18 protein-coding genes and 2 tRNA genes are annotated in these 19,281 nt (G+C 54.4%); 8 read left to right on the top strand and 12 right to left on the bottom strand.

The annotated features are described in order from the left end of the window. Positions 1-170 precede the first annotated feature (170 nt). The 6 genes from MICA_RS05415 (at position 171) to MICA_RS05390 (ending at position 4,487) form a co-directional block, all read left to right on the top strand. Complete coding sequence (locus tag MICA_RS05415) at positions 171-368, top strand: hypothetical protein (RefSeq protein WP_041793847.1); 198 nt, start codon at positions 171-173, stop codon at positions 366-368. 10 nt (positions 369-378) lie between these two features. Further along, entirely contained in the window at positions 379-804 is a 426-nt protein-coding gene (locus tag MICA_RS05410) for a hypothetical protein (RefSeq protein ID WP_041793843.1), read from the top strand. Beyond that, positions 794-1,222 (top strand): hypothetical protein, encoded by a 429-nt coding sequence (locus MICA_RS05405; protein WP_041793840.1) that lies wholly within the window; start codon positions 794-796, stop codon positions 1,220-1,222. The genes MICA_RS05410 and MICA_RS05405 overlap by 11 nt, the downstream gene beginning before the upstream one ends. A gap of 5 nt (positions 1,223-1,227) precedes the next feature. Then, entirely contained in the window at positions 1,228-2,379 is a 1,152-nt protein-coding gene (gene chrA / locus MICA_RS05400; protein WP_014102695.1) for a chromate efflux transporter, read from the top strand. Between the two features lie 87 nt (positions 2,380-2,466). Continuing rightward, positions 2,467-3,639 (top strand): adenylate/guanylate cyclase domain-containing protein, encoded by a 1,173-nt coding sequence (locus MICA_RS05395; RefSeq protein WP_041793839.1) that lies wholly within the window; start codon positions 2,467-2,469, stop codon positions 3,637-3,639. After that, positions 3,636-4,487 carry a sulfurtransferase gene (locus tag MICA_RS05390; RefSeq protein ID WP_014102693.1) on the top strand — a complete coding sequence of 284 codons (852 nt, stop codon included), beginning with the start codon at positions 3,636-3,638 and terminating at the stop codon, positions 4,485-4,487. The genes MICA_RS05395 and MICA_RS05390 overlap by 4 nt, the downstream gene beginning before the upstream one ends. A gap of 551 nt (positions 4,488-5,038) precedes the next feature. On the opposite strand, the gene MICA_RS05385 is transcribed toward MICA_RS05390, so the two are convergent. From MICA_RS05385 to MICA_RS05340, 9 genes are all read right to left on the bottom strand, one after another. Further along, positions 5,039-5,115 (bottom strand) — tRNA-Arg (locus MICA_RS05385). 13 nt (positions 5,116-5,128) lie between these two features. Then, the gene (locus MICA_RS05380) at positions 5,129-5,437 is read right to left on the bottom strand and encodes an ETC complex I subunit (protein ID WP_014102692.1); all 309 of its coding nucleotides are present in this window, start codon (positions 5,435-5,437) and stop codon (positions 5,129-5,131) included. Between the two features lie 420 nt (positions 5,438-5,857). Next, positions 5,858-5,934 (bottom strand) — tRNA-Pro (locus MICA_RS05370). A gap of 24 nt (positions 5,935-5,958) precedes the next feature. Further along, positions 5,959-6,450, bottom strand: coding sequence for a DUF192 domain-containing protein (locus MICA_RS05365; RefSeq protein ID WP_014102690.1), 492 nt, complete (start codon positions 6,448-6,450; stop codon positions 5,959-5,961). Position 6,451: 1 nt separating this feature from the next. Then, on the bottom strand, positions 6,452-7,795 hold the full coding sequence (locus MICA_RS05360; RefSeq protein WP_014102689.1) for an ArsB/NhaD family transporter: 1,344 nt from the start codon (positions 7,793-7,795) through the stop codon (positions 6,452-6,454). Between the two features lie 5 nt (positions 7,796-7,800). Further along, entirely contained in the window at positions 7,801-8,268 is a 468-nt protein-coding gene (locus MICA_RS05355) for a CBS domain-containing protein (protein WP_014102688.1), read from the bottom strand. Between the two features lie 94 nt (positions 8,269-8,362). Then, positions 8,363-9,205 (bottom strand): alpha/beta hydrolase, encoded by an 843-nt coding sequence (locus MICA_RS05350; protein WP_014102687.1) that lies wholly within the window; start codon positions 9,203-9,205, stop codon positions 8,363-8,365. Continuing rightward, positions 9,205-10,977 carry an ABC transporter ATP-binding protein gene (locus tag MICA_RS05345; RefSeq protein WP_014102686.1) on the bottom strand — a complete coding sequence of 591 codons (1,773 nt, stop codon included), beginning with the start codon at positions 10,975-10,977 and terminating at the stop codon, positions 9,205-9,207. The genes MICA_RS05350 and MICA_RS05345 overlap by 1 nt, the downstream gene beginning before the upstream one ends. An 11-nt stretch (positions 10,978-10,988) precedes the next feature. Then, the gene (locus MICA_RS05340; RefSeq protein WP_014102685.1) at positions 10,989-11,261 is read right to left on the bottom strand and encodes a hypothetical protein; all 273 of its coding nucleotides are present in this window, start codon (positions 11,259-11,261) and stop codon (positions 10,989-10,991) included. 154 nt (positions 11,262-11,415) lie between these two features. Here MICA_RS05340 and MICA_RS05335 point away from each other — a divergent pair, with 154 nt between their 5' ends. Then, complete coding sequence (locus tag MICA_RS05335) at positions 11,416-12,387, top strand: patatin-like phospholipase family protein (RefSeq protein ID WP_014102684.1); 972 nt, start codon at positions 11,416-11,418, stop codon at positions 12,385-12,387. Between the two features lie 33 nt (positions 12,388-12,420). Here the strand turns inward: MICA_RS05335 and MICA_RS05330 are convergent, their stop codons facing one another. Then, the gene (locus MICA_RS05330) at positions 12,421-13,359 is read right to left on the bottom strand and encodes a TIGR01459 family HAD-type hydrolase (RefSeq protein ID WP_014102683.1); all 939 of its coding nucleotides are present in this window, start codon (positions 13,357-13,359) and stop codon (positions 12,421-12,423) included. Positions 13,360-13,509: 150 nt separating this feature from the next. Between MICA_RS05330 and MICA_RS05325 the strand changes: the two genes are divergently transcribed. After that, complete coding sequence (locus MICA_RS05325) at positions 13,510-14,274, top strand: glucosamine-6-phosphate deaminase (protein ID WP_014102682.1); 765 nt, start codon at positions 13,510-13,512, stop codon at positions 14,272-14,274. Here the strand turns inward: MICA_RS05325 and MICA_RS05320 are convergent. Together MICA_RS05320 and MICA_RS05315 are read right to left on the bottom strand one after the other, a co-directional pair. Then, positions 14,240-15,151, bottom strand: coding sequence for an EamA family transporter (locus tag MICA_RS05320; RefSeq protein WP_014102681.1), 912 nt, complete (start codon positions 15,149-15,151; stop codon positions 14,240-14,242). The genes MICA_RS05325 and MICA_RS05320 overlap by 35 nt on opposite strands. A gap of 157 nt (positions 15,152-15,308) precedes the next feature. Then, positions 15,309-19,190 carry a hypothetical protein gene (locus MICA_RS05315; protein ID WP_014102680.1) on the bottom strand — a complete coding sequence of 1,294 codons (3,882 nt, stop codon included), beginning with the start codon at positions 19,188-19,190 and terminating at the stop codon, positions 15,309-15,311. Between the last annotated feature and the right edge of the window lie 91 nt (positions 19,191-19,281).

Here is a 19,281-nt window from a genome sequence, read left to right as displayed (position 1 = left end):
AGCGGCCTATCGGATGTAATACTGATCCCCTTCGCCGTTGGCGGCATACCCTTTATCATCGGGATCGGCATATATTGGCTCGGGAAATGGATTTACCGCACCCCAGAATACCACGCCCCACCCTACGCAACATACTATGATGTCGATCAAGACAGTGGCGAGGATTTGCCATGAGTGGCCGAAACATCTTGAACTATATACTGATGACTATTGGCGGTCTCATGGCCTTGCTCAGCGGCGGATGCACATTGTTAGCATTCCGAGAATTTGGGGAGCTTGCAATCGCCTTTGGAATTATTCCATTCGTGTTTGGCCTTTCAATGTTTTTCATCGCCAAGTCATTGTTACGACCTTCTCAAAAGAAATAACGCACAGAAAATGACGCCAAGAACATTCTCTAGCTTTGCACTAACATCCATTGGCTGGCTGATGATTCTCATCAGCGGGGGATGTACCTTATTTTATACATTTTTGCTTTCAGAATTTGCGGCTATCCTCGCGATCATGGCACCGATGGCAGGCGCTCTCCCATTTTTCGTTGGCATTTCCCTTGCGTCCGGAGGACGTTTAATTGGCCAAACGCCGAGAAGGCGCACACACGCCAAGATTATTATGGGCTGTGGGATCACAATCTCCTTACTGACCATTGCGATAGCAAGGTTTTTCACCATCCTTGGCGCAGGAGGATCTTTTACGGAGCAAAAAATCATGCTTATAGCTCCGCCATGTTTTGCCTTGGGGATCATCATATTTCTGATTGGTAATTTTATTCGTAAACAGGATTACAAGAACGATGACGCTTAAAAACTTCTTCGCTCTCGCCCTTATCACAATTGGCATAATCATCGCCCTAGCGAGCGGTATTTGCGCAATCGACACAATCGGGCAGCCTTTCTACACAAGACATATCCAGAACATGCTTCTTCCTCTTTTTGCGGGAGGAATACCCATGCTTATCGGGCTTTGTATCGCACTCAATGGGCGCCTCATGTTTGCCAAAAAACATGGGGCTAACACACCGCCCAATGCAGAGAACGACATTAGATCATTCTACGCAGGCATTCTTATGACATTTGCTGCAATCATTACGCTGCTCAGTGGCGGTTGCACGCTTCTGTTTCTTCCCGGCGTTGGTTTTATTGCCATCATGGTCGGATTTCTTCCTTTCATATTTGGGATTGCTATGTTCTTTATTGGGGCAGGCTATCGCATTAAAAATTGAAATAGATGAATAAGAACGACACAGAAACACCAATTCAAATCTTCAAAACTTTCCTCAAATTCGGCCTGAACGCATGGGGTGGACCTGTGGCGCAGATTGATATGATCCGCCATGCGTTGGTGGAGCGGGAACAATGGATATCACCCGATAAATTCCGCCGTGCGCTGGCCGTGTATCAGGCCCTGCCCGGTCCAGAGGCGCATGAATTATGCGTCTATATGGGTATGGTGCGCATGGGGCGATTGGGCGGGCTGTTGGCCGGGCTGGGGTTTATGTTGCCCGGCTTTGTATTCATTTTGATCCTGTCCGCATTGTATGTGCGTTTGGGCGCGGATGTGTTGTTGCCCATTTTTGTGGGCGTTGCACCGGCTGTGGTCGCGTTGATCGTGCGAGCGCTGTACCGCATGGGGCGGCATACGCTGGATACGCCGATATTGTGGTTTATCGCACTGGCCTCGTGCGCGATGACCTTTGCCGGTGTGCATTTTCTCGTTGTGTTTGCGGCGGCGCTGACCATGCATTACATGGATCATGCCTGGCCCCGCCCCGTCATGCTGATCGCCAGCGCGATTATTATTGCGGGGTTTATCGCATCAACCACACTGGCCTCACCCACCGTTCCCCTGTCCGTCCTGCGCCATGGCGGATTGTTTATTGAAGGGTTGAAGGCGGGCCTGCTGTCCTTCGGCGGTGCCTATACCGTCATTCCGTTCCTGGAAAACAGCATGGTGGGCCTGTACCCCAACATCACGATGCAGCATTTCGTGGACGGTATCGCCCTGTCCAGCATCATCCCCGCGCCGATGGTGATTTTTGGCACCTATTTGGGCTATCTGGTCGATGGGGTTGGCGGGGCCATTCTGATGACCCTCGGCATATTCCTCCCGGCGTTTGGCTTTACCTTGCTGGGCCATAATCATCTGGAAAAAATCATCGAAAACCCGCATTGGCATGGCGGATTACATGCGATTGCCGCCGCCGTCATCGGCCTGTTCGCCGTCACAACCGCCACCATTGCCCAACAAACGCTGACCGCCCCCATCCCGGTTGTACTGGCATTGGCGGCACTGGCGTCCATCAGCCTGATTCGCTGGAAATGGATCATTCCCGTGACACTTATTGCATCGGGATGCCTTGGGTTTGCGCTTTCGCTATGATAGATTGCAGGGATCAATAGCCCCATAATTATAAAAACGGTGTGCGGGGCAGTTACAGAATGAAAAACAGAGTTGCAAAGCACGCCCATGCCTAAATTTCTATTCAGCCCGAAATTCCTGATCCCGCTTCTGATCCTGCTCAACCTGGCACCGCTGGGCGCGTTTTATATGGACAAGCTGCATGTCGGGTCCCTGGCGCTGATTTACTGGGGTGAATGCGCGCTGATCGGCGCAACGGCTTTGTTCTTCTTCGCCACGCGCCTGAGCGTTTTTGTGATTACCGCCATGGCCGCCTTTGGCATTCTGAAATTCAGCGGTGTTCCCCTGCCCGTGGATGACACGGTTCATTTGACGTTCTGGGCGCTGTATGGCCTGTGCTGGTTGATTTATATTGAGATTACACAATCCATTCACGGCCTGTCCCTGCGCCGTGCATCACCGACACAACGGCTCGGCCTGTATATCATCATGCTCGGCGCCGCTTTGTCGGCCAGCTTTGGTTTAACCGTCTTTATTTATGGCCTGATGACGTTGGTCGAACGGTTGCCGACGGAATTTTACATGTACTTCCTGGCCGTCGCGGTGACGGTACCGACCATTTCCATCGGCCTGCTGAAAATTATTGGCATGGTCGGCCCGAACCATTTCGTGCAGTTTCTGTCCGGCACCTATCACCATCCGGTGGAACGCGAACGCATTGTGCTGTTCCTTGACATGGTCGGGTCATCCGCCAACGCCGAACGTCTGCCGCCCAAAGACGCTATGGACTTAATCGCGCGTTTTATTTTTGACGCCACGGCCATCTTCCGCATTCATGGTGGTGATATCGTCAATTACACAGGTGACGGCCTGGTCGTTCTGTGGCCGCGCAAACATGCAGACCGCGCCCTGGCATCGGTTATCGCCCTGCGCACGCAGCTGGATTCCAGCCGCCATGAATACCGCAAGCTTTATAAAACCGTGCCCGATTTCCGCATCGGCATCCATTCCGGCCCGGTCGTGTTGCAGCAGATTGGCGAAGAAAAATTGTTCCTCGGCGTCTATGGCGACGTGGTCAACACCGCCGCCCGTCTGGAACAGATGAACAAGGAACTGGGCACGAAAATTTTGCTGTCCGACGCCCTGCTCCGCGATCTGAGCCAGAACTGGCAAGCCCAGTTGGAAGCCATGGGCCACCAATCCGTGCGCGGCAAAACCGAAGGCATTACCGTCTACACAATCAACGGTCAAAACCGTAACGCCACCGCGGCCGCCGCATGACCACGCCCTCTTCCGCCTTGATTGAACCACAGGATCTGGCCCGTTTGCTGGCTGAGGCCCCAGACAATCTGGTGCTGGTCGATGCGACATACGGCGTGATGAACCCCGTTTATGCGCAGGCCCGCATCGGCAATGCCGTTTTCTTTGATATTGATGACGTGGCAGACCATGATAACCCGCTGCCCCATATGGTCCCGCGTGCAGATGCTTTTGCCGCCGCCGTCACCGCCATGGGCATTCGCAATGACAGCCAGATTGTCGTCTACGACCAAAGCGGCATCGCCATGGCCGCCGCGCGCGTATGGTGGATGTTCCGTTTATATGGGCATGATAATGTCCGCGTCTTGAACGGTGGATTGCCGTTGTGGGTGGCGATGGGCTTGCCCATGAATGTTAGCCCGGCGCCCACACCAACCGCCGCCACAACGCCGTTCCGCGCCACCTATCGCCCGCATCTGGTATGCGACCATGCGGCCGTTGATGATGCCCACACCCGCCCCGATGAGTATTTAATCCTCGATGCGCGCAGCCCGGACCGTTTTGCCGGATCCGTCGCCGAACCGCGCCCGCATTTAACGTCGGGCCATATTCCGAACAGCCGCAATGTGTTCTTCATGGACATGATTGATCCCGGTACGGCCCGCCTGATCCCCCACCATCCCGCGATGGCCGAAATGATTCGCGCCGGTGCCGGAAAACGAATCATCACCAGCTGTGGCAGCGGTGTCACCGCCTGCGTTCTGGCCCTCGCGCTGCATGAAATGGGCCGGGATGATGTCGCTGTCTATGATGGATCGTGGTGTGAATGGGGGCAAAAATCCCTGAACTCCGCCATTTCCGTGGGCTAATTTTCGGCCACACCACGCTTTAACTTCCTATTCACAAGTTTAGCTTAGCCTCTTCCCCGCGCGGCAAGTATCCGGGCAGCCCCAAACCCACATCCGAACCGTTTTCTATTGTATTTACTTAAATACAAGTAATTTAAACAAAGAAAAAAACCAATCTATATATTCAAAACCATAGTTTCATTAACTTGATGAATAAGAAAAATGTATTTGAGTACTATATTTTTTAATCACTATTACTCGTTTATTTGTTTTTACTGCAGATAGTTTCGAATATGGCAGAAAAAAACTGTCTTTTGGCGTTTTTTGTGTTGCACCGGTTCCGGTATTGGGCTACAAAATAGTTACACACCCTCTATTACCGCCGTTTGTCCGGAGGTCCTTGCAAAAGGTCTCCGGACCTTTTTTTGCCCAATCCGCAAATACAGCCCCAAACACACAAAACGGCGCACCTGCGTGCACCGTCTAAAAGACCTGATTTTCGAAGAAAATGGCGCGCCCGTTCGGGCAAAGTCCGAACCATCATAAAAAAGGGCCGCAATTTCTGGAAGAAATGGCGCGCCCGGCAGGAATCGAACCTGCAACCGTCCGCTTAGAAGGCGGATGCTCTATCCAGTTGAGCTACGGGCGCTTTTGGGGTGAAATTACGCCTTAGCGCTCTTTTCCGGCGGAACATAGGCGAAATTATCGACATAATTGCGCGGAACAACGCGGCGGGTATGTTCAGGCAGAACCGTGTATTCCCAGCCCTTTTTCTGGGCATAGGCAATCGCTTCGTCCATGCTGGCAAAGGTCAGGCGAACCTGATTCAACGTATCACCAGACGCTGTCCAGCCCATCAACGGCTCCGGCCCACGCGGCGTCGCCGGATTATATTCCAGCACCCACAGCTTGGTCTTCCCCAGCCCGGATTGCATGACATTACGACTTGGCTTGAAAATGGTGACTTTCATGATTCCCGCTCTCTGCTTGCTTTGGCGCGATTTCGCCACGCTCCCCACGAATTGTCAATCACAGACGTTTTTTCGCGAATTGCCGCCCGTTTGACGTCTTCAGGAAGGTTTCAAACATATCAGCCTTTAATGGATCATCAAAAGCCAAATATGTCTTTATTTCCCAAGGCTTGTATTTATTTGTATGGATTGATTCACCGGCGTTATGCGTCCGCAAGACGCCGCTTAAGATCCGTTGTTGCACCCACGTAAAACCGCTCCGGGTCCACAAGGCTTCTAAGGATATAGACATATTTCATTTTGATGATACAGCCCGCCTGCGCCCCTGTGGGGCTACGGCGCGGCATCCGTTTCTCTAACGCTACATCCCGCCCGCTTCGCTTCGCGAACCAATCGCGCTGTAGCGTAAGCGAAAGCGGATGGTCGGGGCGGAGGGATTTGAACCCCCGGCATCCTGCTCCCAAAGCAGGCGCGCTACCGGACTGCGCTACGCCCCGTGATTCCCATCGGACTGGGCTGTTTTACTGGTTTCCGGCGCCCGGGGCAAGCGAATTGGCCACATCCGGGTGCAGAACCCGATCCCCGGGCTTAATTCCCAGGGCCCTGGCTGTTCCGGCATTCAATTCCAGCACCACAGGCACTGGGCCATTGGAGGGTATGGGGGTTAAGTCCAGTGGCTTGGCCCCTTCGTGAATATGGTGAATCGTGCCATTCCCCTGAATAAACACGATATCGAGCGGGATGAGCGTGTTTTTCATCCAAAAATACCGCTCCGCACTCTCCGGAAACAGGAACAGCATCCCGGCCTCGGGCGGCATAGAATTTCGAAACATCAGACCTTGGGTCCGGGCGGGGCCCGTCTGGACCACCTCGACCATAAATTCATGGCGCGCCCCCTCTGCCGTGGCAATGACCAGTGGAGAGGAATAATTGACCGGAACGTCCTGTTGGGCCCGCGCCGCACCCACAGGCATAGCCAACGCCACCAAGACCATCAAAGCAAGCTTCATCATTCTAGAAAAACGCCCACCACACATAGACCGTTGAAATCGCAATCGTCACCAGCATCAGCGGAAAGGCCAACGCCATGAATTTCAGGAATGAAATACGGTGCCCGGCGCGTTCGGCAAACCCCGCCACCATCACGTTGGCACTGGCCCCAATCAGTGATCCATTCCCGCCCAGACAAGCCCCCAGTGACAGGCTCCACCACAACGGCATAACCGCATCGGGCCCGCCAAAGGCCGCCGTGGTTGATTTGATCAACGGGATCATCGTGGCAACAAATGGAATGTTATCAACAATCGCCGACAACACAGCCGATGACCACAGCACCACCATGCTGGCCATAAACAGGTCGTTGTTGGTGATATCAAGAAGCTTTGTCGCCATCAGATTTAAAACTCCGGCGACTTCAACCCCATAAACCAGAACGAACAGGCCAATGAAGAAGAAAATGGTGCCCCATTCCACGCTTTGAAACGATTCATGCACCTTGTGCGACTGTTTCTCCGCACTCAAGCCAACGCATTGCAACAGCATCAACAAAGCCGCCCCGGCCAATGCCACCGTACCCGGCATCAATCCATGATCATGCCCCAGAATGAAACCGGCCAGAACCAGCGCCAGAACGATCAGCGATTTGATCAGCAGGCCTTTATCCTCAATCGCTTCCGTCGGGACGTAACGCATGATGGCCGCGCGCGCAGATTCAGCAGCCACCATTTTCCGCCCCCAGAAGAAATCAAAGAACACCATGATAAAGATCAGGCACAGCAATGCCGGAAGCCCAACATTGTTGACGAAATCCATGAAGCTCAGACCCACCTGAGATCCGATCATAATATTGGGCGGATCCCCGATCAGCGTGGCGGTGCCGCCGATATTTGATGCAAAAATCTGCACGAATAAAAACGGGTACGGATTGATTTTCAATTGGTCGGTCAGCAACAAGGTAATGGGAACGGTCAACAAAACCGTGGTCACGTTATCCAGCAACGCCGAAAACATCGCCGTAATAAGGCCCATAACAATCAGTAACGCACGCGGATTGGCCTTCACCAGCTTGGCCGACAAAATCGCCACATATTGAAAAACGCCGGTTTTTTCCGTGATCGACACAATCACCATCATTCCGGTCAACAGGGCGATCGTATTAAAATCCACCCCCTTGATCGCCATATCCTGGTTCAGCACGCCCATAAAAATCATCAACGCCCCGCCCAGCAGCGCAATAATGGTGCGGTTGATTTTTTCGGAAATAATAAAGGCATACGCAAAAATCAGGATCGCGGTGGACACCATCATCGGGTCCATTCCGAATAACACTTGCGGCGCGGCGGCGTGATCGACAACCATCGGGCTTATTCCCCTTTATCGTGCAAAGTGTCTTTCAAATGCCGCAAAACAGATTGTTCCGACACCAGGCCAACGAGTTTCTTGCTCTGGTCAACAATCGGCAGTGGGCTGCCATTCTGAAACAACAGGCGAATAGCCTCGGAAATGGGTGTGTCGGGCTTGGCCGTCACAATTTCCTCGTTCATCAGTTCCCGCACAGTTTTTTTCTGCAAATCGGCCAGAATGCGGGCCTTGTCTTCCGTTGCCCCCATAATGAAATCCAAGTGCCACGGCACGTGGGCGAGGAAATAGGACGGCGGGATCAGGAATTTCATCAAATCATGAATGCTCAGCATACCGTGAAATGTGCCATTCGCATCAACGACGGGAACAGACCGCACATGCTGGTCTTCAAACGCGTGGATCGCATCGGCCACGGTCTGGTCCGGGCGGACGCTGATAATATCGGTCAACATGGCTTTCATACACGGCATTGAAATCCCCCTTGAAGTTCAATGCGTATGGTACGCGCTCGCCTCTGTATGAAGCAAGCCAAAGCGCACGATTTTAAATTATGACAATAGAGAGTTATTGCGCCAACGCGTCCATAAACTCACGCACAACGGGCCACGCCCCTTTGGGGTACAAATCATTGTGACCGGCATCAGAAAATTCACGGAATAATTTTGGTGCGTTTGCGGCCTGATAAACACGCTCACCATATTTGAAGGGCACAATCATATCATGCCGTCCATGGATGATCAGAACAGGAACCTTCACAGTGCCAATCCGTGATTTCGTATCAAATTTGTCTTTCAGCATCAGATCGACGGGCACAAAGAAAAACCGCATCCGTCCGATATCACCAAGGGATGTATAAGGCGATTCCAAGACCAATCCGCGTATGCCTGGCGCATATTCCGCCGCGACATAGGTCGCCACACCCGTTCCCAACGATTCACCGTATAGAATGACCTTATCATCAGTCACGCCCCGCGCCCGCAACCAGTCGATATAGGCCCGCGCATCGGCAAATAACCCATCCTGACTTGGCTGTCCGGGGTTACCGCCATAGCCGCGATATTCGCCAAACAAAACGCCGTACCCGGCTTGCGCGTATAAATTCGCGCGCTCGGTCCGCTGGATCAACGACCCACCATTACCATGGAAATACACAATGATGGGCGCAACCGGCGATGATGGCGCATGATACCAGCCCGACAGAGTCAAACCGTCTTCGGTTGTGACTTGCACAACCTCGTACCCCCGAACACCGTAATATTCGGGGGATTCCATATGGCGATCAGGGACGTAAATAAAGCTGCGCTGCGCGGCATAAAGGAACACCAAAAGTCCGATATACCCACATATAATAGCAAACGCCATGCGCTTTAAATCTCGTTTTGTATAGCGTTTGAGAATGGCGATCATTATTCCTTCAATCCCGCCTGATACATGCGGGCATAGATCAAGCCCTGTGCCAGAAGATCATCATGCTTGCCCTGTTCCGCGATTTTTCCATCTTTCAGAACAATAATCTGGTCCGCGTTCTGCACGGTCGACAGGCGGTGTGCAATCACAAGCGTTGTGCGCCCGGTTTGCAGTTTATTTAACGTGCGTTGAATTGCCTGTTCGGATTCATTGTCCAGTGCGGATGTCGCCTCATCCAACAGCAAAATCGGCGCGTCACGTAAAATGGCGCGGGCAATGGCGATCCGTTGGCGCTGTCCCCCGGATAATTTCACGCCATTCTCACCAAGGCGGGTGTTATACCCTTCGGGCAAGGCGCTGATAAACGTGTCGGCTTCGGCGGCGCGGGCTGCGGCTTTGACTTCATCCAACGTGGCCCCTTGCAGGCCATAGGCAATGTTCGCCATCGCCGTATCGTCAAAAATCGTAATATCTTGTGACACCAGCGCGATATGACGGCGCAGGGATTCCATGGTCAGTTCGCGGACATCATATCCATCCACACTGACCCCGCCTTCGTTTACGTCATAGAAACGCGGGATCAAATTCATGATGGTGGATTTACCACCGCCGGACGGGCCAACCAATGCCGTCACCTTGCCCGGTGGGATAATCAGGGTCACACCCTGCAAGGCCGGGCCATCGCCGCCCTCATATTGAAACACAACGTTTTCCAGGCGAATTTCCGGCATGCGTGTGTTCAACTCTACCGCGTTCGGCATGTTGCGGATGGCGGGTTTCATATCGATCATCTGGAACACACGTTCCGTCGCGCCAAGTCCCATCTGCAGAGAATTGTTCAACTTTGCCAGCTTCTTGATCGGCTCATAGGCCAGTGCAAAGGCGGCAATAAACGACATCAACGATCCCACTGTCGTTTGGCCATCAACAATTTTGTAGCCGCCATAAACAACGATACCGAATACAGCCAAACCGATCAGCGTTTCATTCACCGGAACGGTCAGGTTGCCGATCCGCACCGATTTCATGACCAGATTGCGCACGCGTTTAATGGCGTTGCCGGCGCGTTCGGATTCATATCCTTCCATGCCATAGGCCTTCACCTGCCGTACGCCGAGGAAGATTTGCGACAGCATATCGGACAGACCGGCCGTTTCATTCTGAATATTCCCAGAAACTTTGCGCAGACGGCGCCCCACATACGCCACCATCCCCGCCGCCAGTGGAAACACGGTGAAGGCTATCAATGACAGTTTCCAATCCTGATAAAACATCACACCAATCAGAAAAATCAGCGTCAGAAAGCTTTTCCCAATCCCGGTCAGGGCATCGGCCACCGCCGCGCGCATCACGCTGACATCGTTGATGATCCGCGACAGCAACTGGCCGCTGGGGTTAGCGTGGAAAAAGGCCAGATCCATACCCATAAAACGGGCAAACAGGTCGCGCTGAATATCAGTCAGGATATTTTGACCCACCTTGTTCATCAAAACGCTGTGGCCATATGTGGCCATACCGCTGACGAAGAAGCACAGCAAAATCCCCACAGCAAGCGGCAGGATCATGCCCTTGTTCTGAGCCACCATCACATGGTCCATCACAGGTTCGATCAACCCGGCAAACGCCGCCGTCGTCCCCGCACCGATCAACATGAACAAGATCGCCCACCCCAGCGTACCGAAATAGGGCCGCACGTAATCGCGCACCAGGCGGCGCACCATCACATAGGTTGAATCCCGTTTCGGCGAAGGCGGCTGGGGCGTGGTGGTCAAAATATCAGTCCTTAGTGAAATTTACGGGGCTGGGTATAGCCCTTCTTGCGGGCTGGATGGCTGGGTGGCGCAAACGTGTGCATTTTCCCGGCATTGGACCGCGTCCGCGCATCCCGATCAGGCAGAGCCGTAAAACCGTTTTTATCCGAACGCCATGACTGGACCGGCCCCTGAGTCAATTGCTGGGCACGATTAAAGGCCGACATGATATCAATGAACACCATCGATTGCGGGCCGGACAACGCCAACAGGGCGAAAATGGTACTGAAACGGGATTGTCGCATTGTAAAAACCTCTTTTTAGGATATTCCGTAAACAGGGGTTAGACTTACCCCCCGATGACAGAACGATCAAGAAAAACTGTGGCTTATCCCCCGTTTAACGTCCTTGTGATACAATAAATCCGCGTTCGAAACCAGCCCCGAAAGGATCGAAACCGTGGCGGAACCCTCTGATTCAACGCCAAAACAACCTGCGCCCCCTGTCCCGTTGATCGGGCTGGCTCTGGGCGGCGGGATGGCGCGGGGATTTGCGCATATTGGCGTTTTAAAGACCCTGTCCCGCCACGGCATTCGCCCCGGTCTGGTGGCGGGCACCTCGATCGGCGCGTTGGTCGGTGGGGCCTATCTGGCCGGAAAACTGGACGCGCTGGAAGACTGGGCCCTGTCCCTGAACCGCCGCAAAATTTTCCGTTATCTGGATTTCCGGGTCCGCAGCGCCGGAATTATCGGTGGACACCGTTTGAATGCCGTTCTGGACGATCATTTCGGCAAGATGATGATCGAGGATTTGCCCGTCCCGCTGGTGTGCATTGCCTCCGATCTGGTCACCGGACACGAAGTTTGGTTGCGTCGTGGATCGCTGGTGGATTCCATGCGGGCATCGTTCGCCCTGCCCGGCGTATTTCCGCCGGTTGATTTGAACAATCGGCTGTTGGTCGATGGCGCGTTGTTAAACCCGGTTCCTGTATCGCCGCTGCATTCATACGGCGCGCACATGACCATCGCCGTGGATTTGAACGCCGATATGATCGGCAAATCCCGCCGTCCCGGAACATCGTACCAGAGCGTTTTAGGGTTTGATGTGTTTAACCCCGAGCATGTTGACCCAGACGATCAAAAACCCTTCACAGGCGGTCTGGGGCGCCGCATTTTCAACCGCGAACCCAACGCGCCCAGCCTGTTCGGCGTGATGGTGTCGGCGTTGACGATTATTCAGGACCGTTTAACGCGATCCCGTCTGGCGGGCGACCCGCCAGACGTGCATATCCGCCCGCGCATCGGGCATATTGGCATGCTGGAATTCGAACGCGCGCGTGAGATGATCCATGAAGGCGAATTGGCCGCCGAACGGGCGCTGGATGAAATTCATGCGGCGGTGAATATTTTAATCCCACCAAAACAATCTTAAAAAATTATCCCCGCCGTAGCGGGGATAAAAAACTTAAGCCGTAACCTTGCGCTTCTTGTGCTTCCGGTCCGGCAAAGCCCGGCCCCAGACCATCGTGTTGACCAGATAAGTCGGGCGCACGTTGTGGTATTGCAGGACCAGAACATTCAGAACCTTGTCCACCTCGGATGGCGTATGGGCCTGTTTAAACGCACCCAGATGCAAGCCAGCGCGAACCAGGCATGTATCAATATTCATGGCCGCCGCACCCACAATGTCATGCGCCATCGTGTCACCGATCATCACGGTTTCACCGGGGTAAATCTGCTTTTCCTGCAACAGTTTCACACAATGCTGGAAAATTGGCTTAAACGGTTTGCCAATATAATGCACGACACCGCCGAAATCTTCATACCGGCGAGCAATCATGCCGGGGCCGAGGGCCGAATTGGCACCAATCAGAATACGACTGTCCGGATTGGCGCAAATGGCTTTTAAACGACGACGAATGGCCTTTTTCAAAATCGGCTCATAATGGTCAACCATATTTTTTTCCGGCGCATCGGACCCGCTGATCAACAGGAAGTCAGCTTCGTCAATATCATGCACCAATTCAATTTCGGGCAAGCCATCAATGATGGATCGATCATCGTTGCGACTGATCAAAAAACATTTCGTGCCGATATTTTCAAATACGCCTTCGTTCTGATCGTGCAGTCCCTGCCATGTCAGTTCGCCGGACGTGACGATATGGTCATACAGACTGGGGCCAATGCCCATCTCTTTCAGCTTGTCGGCATTCTCGCTGGCGCGACGGCCGGAGTTCGACAGAATGATAATCTGTTTCTTGCGGCCTTTAAGTTCCTTCAAACAATCGATCACGCCATCATAAGCGCGCTCGCCATTATGCAGCACGCCCCACTGGTCGATGATGAACGCCATATAGCTGTCTGAAATATCCGAAATGCCCTGGCAGAATTTGGTCTTGCCCATAACGTGTGATGCCCCTTATGCGTCAATAACTTAGGATCAAGGATAGGCGATAAATCCTACCAAAAGATTATCACGGCATACAGCGGCGGAACAATACGCAAATTCGAAAATCTTATTGAAAATCAATGCGTTAAATGCCATAAATGTGGAATGGACACCGCCCCGACCCTCAAAATTGCCCCCAACAATGCTGCCTTTCATACGCTGGCGGCGGATATTTTCATGGGTGCGCTGAACCGGGCTGCGGCCAAAAACGGCCCGATCCGGGTGGTTTTGCCGACCGGGTCCACACCGCTGGGCCTGTATCGTGAATTGATCGCGCACCACGCGCACCGTCGCGATCTGTGGGACCGGTTCCATTATGTTGCGCTGGATGATTATGCGGGGCTGGCCCCGGATGATCGGCGTTTATTTTCCAACTGGCTGGCCCGCGATATTTTAACGCCGCTGTCCATCCCACCAACACACCGCACCATTTTCAACAGCGCGGCCCCCGATCCCTCCGCCGAATGCGCGCGCATGGATGCACAATTGGATTCAAACGGCATTGATATTGCAGTTTTGGGATTGGGCACCAATGGCCATATCGGGTTCAACGAACCGGGTAGCGCGTTTGATGCCCGCACCAGATTGATCCATCTATCCGCGGACAGTTTGGCCGCCAATGCCGCTTATTGGGGTGGAATGGACCACGTCCCGCCCACAGCCTACACGCTGGGGCTGGGCCACATTATGCGGGCAAGGGAAACTATTTTGTTGGTCCAGGGCCCACACAAGGCCGAAATCCTGCACCGTATGTTGCACGATCCCATTTCAACCGCCCTGCCCGCCACGGCGTTGCGCCAGATGTACAATGTCACCATTGTCGCGGATCAGGCCGCTATGTCAGCAGCAGAACCATCCCCACAAACATAACCGCTACGCATACCAAGCGGTAATACAAACGCGACCCCATGCGGATGGGTTCGAACACATCCGGGCGGAAGCGATAAAAAATACCGCACAAAATCATGATGATGACCGGTTGTAACCCGTTGAACAACGACACCTGCACCGCCGTTGGCGCAATCGACATCGCCTTGGCTGTGGCCAGATCCGCCAGACACAGCATCACCTGCTGGAGCATTAACAAGGGTAAAAGGACCGACAAAAACTTTCCGGATTTCAGGATCAGCCGCGCATCATTGCGAATTTCGCGCACCGACGCCAACCCAACGGCACCAAAGATCACCCACGCGACGTAGATCCAGAACATCACCACCATCCAGTGCAAATCCTGGGTCCAGTACCGGATCCATACACCATACGCCGCCCAGATCAGCGCACTGATCAGCATCAGAATCAATGTCCGCGCGTGCAATTTGCGTGTATCGGGGTTCCACGCAAACACCATGGCCCCGGCAACAACCAGCCCACCCCCGGCCAGCTTGACCGCATTCAGCGTTTCCCCCAGCAGGAAAAACCCCATCAAATAAACGAAAACCGGCACGGTTTGCAGGATGGGCACCGCACTGGCGGCATCATCATTCTGAATCGCCATGACATAGGGCCACGCCCCCGCAAAACCAAACAAGCCGCCCACAAACAGCAACATGACGGTTTCCCAAGGAATGTCAAAAACCTGCGGGTAGGCCACCGCCATGACAATGGCGGTTGGCAGGGTCAAGGCCCCGGAAATAATCAGAAAAGAAAACGCCGACCGGTGGAACAAATCCCGGGCCAGCATCTGGTCGATGACATTGTTCATCGTCCAGAGGAAGGGCGGCAAAAAGGCGAAGAGAACCCAACTCATAAACATCATCCCAAATTTTTTTATTCGTCATCCCGGAAAAGGCGCACGCCTTTATCCGGGATTTGTGCCGTAATGGTCGCCATTATGGCAGAAACCCCGGATAATCCCTGACGGGATTTCCGGGGTGACGGTGTTTTTTTATTGTATGCCTGCGTCTTTACGCAACCCGACGATCTTCGCGGGTCAGTTTTGCGTCACGGCCAGCCGCACCGCACAGGACGACATACAAACGGCCCAGATCGCTGGATGCGAAGGTCGAGGACAGCAGGTCGCCGTGGTCGTTCGCGCTGGCCTGTTCGAACATGTCTTCGAACTGGCGCAGGAAGCGTTGGACATAGGTGCGGAATTCGCTGTCGCTTGCAAATTTCTCGCGCAGCTTGTCCATCGGCAATTCGTCGCCCAGCTGGGACAGACGGCGGGTAAAGGCCCCGACATCGCCCTTCTGGAAGGCTTTCCATGTTTTTTCCGGCACTTCGCCGTCCAGCATGCGGGTGAAATCCACCGACAGGGAATGCAGGGATTCCACGATGAATTTCGCCGCCGACAGGAAGGCTTCGCGCTGGATGCGGGCATCCATTGTGCGGATCTTCTCGGCATGGTCCGCCGCATCCTGTACCGCTTTGAACAGGGCGTTGGATTGACGGCTGAACGTATCCGCCGCTTCGTCCGCAGCCTTGATCGCCGAGGATGAAACCGAGATCAAACGATCGGATTCGACCGACAGACCATCGCGAACTTTTTCGACCTTCACCATCGTTTCGGTGGTGGCGGTGCGGATATCGTCCAAACGGCTGTTCAGGTCGGACACGACGCGGCTGACCTTGTCCCCGGCTTCGGCGGAGGCTTCGGCCACAATCGAAACCTGCTGGCGCAATTCGGCACCATAGGATTGCGATGTCTGCAGCGACGCCTTCATCTGTTCAGCCACTTCGCGGCTACGCTGAGCGAAGCCATCGCTGGTCTTCTTCAGCTCGACCAGCGTATCGCGGGACGATGTCAGCAGTTTTTCGGCTTCGGCCTGAACCTGCGACACCAGCACTTCAGTCAGTTTGACCGATTTGGCCGATGCCTGGTTCAGTTCTTCCGTTTCGGCGCGGGCCATTTCGCCCACTTCCGTATAACGGGCCACGGCGCGTTCCGCGGCCAGATCGACGGTTTCCGCCGATTTGCCCAACGCATCGCCCACGGTGTCGATCCGGGTCAGGGCCTGACCCACCGCTTCGGACAATTCGTGGAATTGTTCGTTAATGGCTTTCTGGATGCTTTCAATCTTCAGCAACGCCTGATCGGTGATCAGGTGGATGTCGGACGATTGATCGCCCAGCGACATTTGAATGTCGCGCATCTTGTCGCTGGCCGAACGGGCGGCGGATTCAATATCCATCACGCGTTCCTGCAAATCTTCGCTGGAGATTTTCAGGATTTTCGCCGCCTGATCCGCACCACCGCGCAAGGATTGCAAACGGTCATCAAACACGATGCCAATTTGTTTCAGCTTGTCGAGGTTGCTGGTCGCGCTGTCGTCATAGGTCTGGCGCAGAACTTCGAACCGTTTCTGCATATCGCCAACCTGCTCCACTGTTTTGGTGTACAGCGGCTCAAACCCGGTTGCGGTTTTTTCCAACGCTTCGCGGACGCTGACCACAGCGGCCGAGGCAATTTCCGCGCGGTCTTTCAACGTGCGGACATGGTCACCCATGCTGGCGTCCATCAATTCCAGCGTTCCGAATGCGGCGGATGTGGATTCCTCCACCTCCTTGCAACGGGCGGCCACTTGGCCTTCCAGTTCGGAAATGTCGGATACAGCCGTTTCGGACAGGCTGTGCAGGCGGGAAGCTTGCGTTTCCAGTGCCTTGCGGACCGAGTCCACATCGTCCAGCGCCTTGCGGACTTTGTCGCCCAGTTGGTCGCTTTGCTGGGCCATCTGGTCGTTGATGGTGCGGGCATTGCCAGCAATCTGACCGGCCAGCGTGGAAATTTCCTGGGCCTGACCGCGCAGGATGGTGCGGATATGTTCCGCGCTGTCCTTCGCCTTGTCGCTGGCCTCGTTCAAATCCGACACACGGCGGCGCAATGTGTTTTCAATTTCTTCATGCTTCGCATCGGCTTCGGCCACGGCATGCGTCATGTCCTTCAACGGTTCAGACAGGGACGTGCGGACGGATTCAATGCGGTCCACCATGCTGGCGGCCGATACGGTGATGGTTTCGGCTTGTTCCTCAACCGCGGCGGAAAGCTTGCGCACCTGTTCGTCGGCCAGCGCACTGGCCTCGGCAATCTGGGCGCGGCTCTTCTCCAGCATGCTGACGATATCGCGGACATGGTCAACATTGCCTGCACCCGCTTCGTTCAGTTTGGCGATGCTGGATTCAGCGGATTCAATCAGAGATTCCGCCTGTTCCTTGGCCGACTGGGTCGATTTTTCCAGTGATTCAATGGAACGGCGAACGGCGGCGCTGATGGATTCAGCCCCCGACAATGCCGTGCCCATGGCTTCGGACAATTTGTTGGCCGCCGATACACCGGCTTCCTCAATCGCGTCGGCACCGTTGGAAATGCCGCGCACGGTTTCGTGCAGTTTTTCGGCCTGGGTTTCCAAACGGGTTTCCAACGTGTTGGTGCGGGACACCAGATCATCCGCCGCCTGATCGAGACGGTCGATACCACCGGACAGGGTCGATGCAATCTTCTCGGCCTGTGCGGCGACGGATTCCGCGCCCCGGTCCAGTTCTTTGCGGTGATCTTCGATCGACTGGCTGGATTTCGCCATGGATTCCAGCGTGCGGCTGGTGGTTTCCTCCAGCGACTGGATTTGGCTTTCAATTGTTCCGGCCAGACGGCGTGTTTCAACCGACACATGATCGGCGGCGGTGGCCAGCCCCTTGGTGTGGCCATCGAATTGTTCGGACAGCGCCTTCAAACGTTCGGCCACTTGGTCCACGGCTTTGTTCAGCCCGTCATAGCTGCCGTTCAGGTGCGTTTCGATGTCCTTGGTTTTATCCTTGGCTTGATCGGCGGCGGCCAGAATCTTGTCTGCGCCACGACCCATGGCATTTTCAATTTCCGATGCACGATCCAGGATTTTCACCGTGGCTTCATCCCAAGCGGTCGCGCCCTCTTTCGTCTTGGTATTGATACCATCGGTGCGCTGTTCAATTTCATCCGTCAGGACCAGCAGTTTTTCAGCCCGTTCGTGCAGCGTTTCGGCCAGACGATCAATGTGGAATTCGGTTTTCTTGGAAATACCAACAAAATCACGCACTTCGGTACGCAAACCGTGACGGGCGCGGTTGATGGATTTCACAACGGCACGCGACGCGCCAGCCAGTTCGGTCGCCTGTTTCGTCAGGATTTCGATGTCGTGCGATACTTTGCGCGCACGCTCTTCCGTCGGATAGATGATGGATTGCAATTCACCGCGCAAAACTTCGGAATAACGGCGGATTTCATTGCCGCGCGAAACCATGCTGATCAACGTCCAGAGCAGAACGACCGGCGCCAACGCACCCGCCAGATACAGGCCCAGAACATCCGGGCTGAGCGAAATGCCCTGCGCCACGGCGTAGACCACCGTCAGAACGACCCAGAACACGCTGAAGAAAACGCCCGCAACCTGTGCAACACGTACAGCCATCGGGGTTTTGAACGGGTTATCATTGCCAAAAGATTGTGCATTCACCGGGGACAGCATCAAAACGGGTTCCTCGTCCACTTCTTCAGCAGCGGGGGCTTCTGCATCGTTATTCCGGCTTGCCCGTACGGACAGGCTCGACGTGGACAGCGATGACGGGGTTGATACCGACACAGACGGCGCGGACAGGCCGGGGCTTGCCACAGCTTCGGTGTCGTCCTCATCCGGGGTATTGTCGATATCCGGGGCCGCAGTGATGCGCAGGCGTTTCAACCCGGATTGAATGTTGTATTCGCCGGGGCGACGGGCGCGCAGACCGTCCAGTGACGGTGTTTTCAAAACAGCATCACCATCATCGGTGGCTTTGGTTTTGGTTTGATCTTCCGGTGCGTTGGACGAAAAAGTCATGCGAAACCCCTTTGGCATTCCCCTGCGTGTGAACGCAGTGCTGGCAATCAATTTTTGGAATGCTGTAATAGGGCCACAGAAGCGGGCGGAT

This window comes from Micavibrio aeruginosavorus ARL-13, assembly GCF_000226315.1.
Classification (GTDB): Bacteria; Pseudomonadota; Alphaproteobacteria; order Micavibrionales; family Micavibrionaceae; genus Micavibrio; species Micavibrio aeruginosavorus_B.
This window is presented reverse-complemented; position numbering and strand designations above follow the sequence as displayed.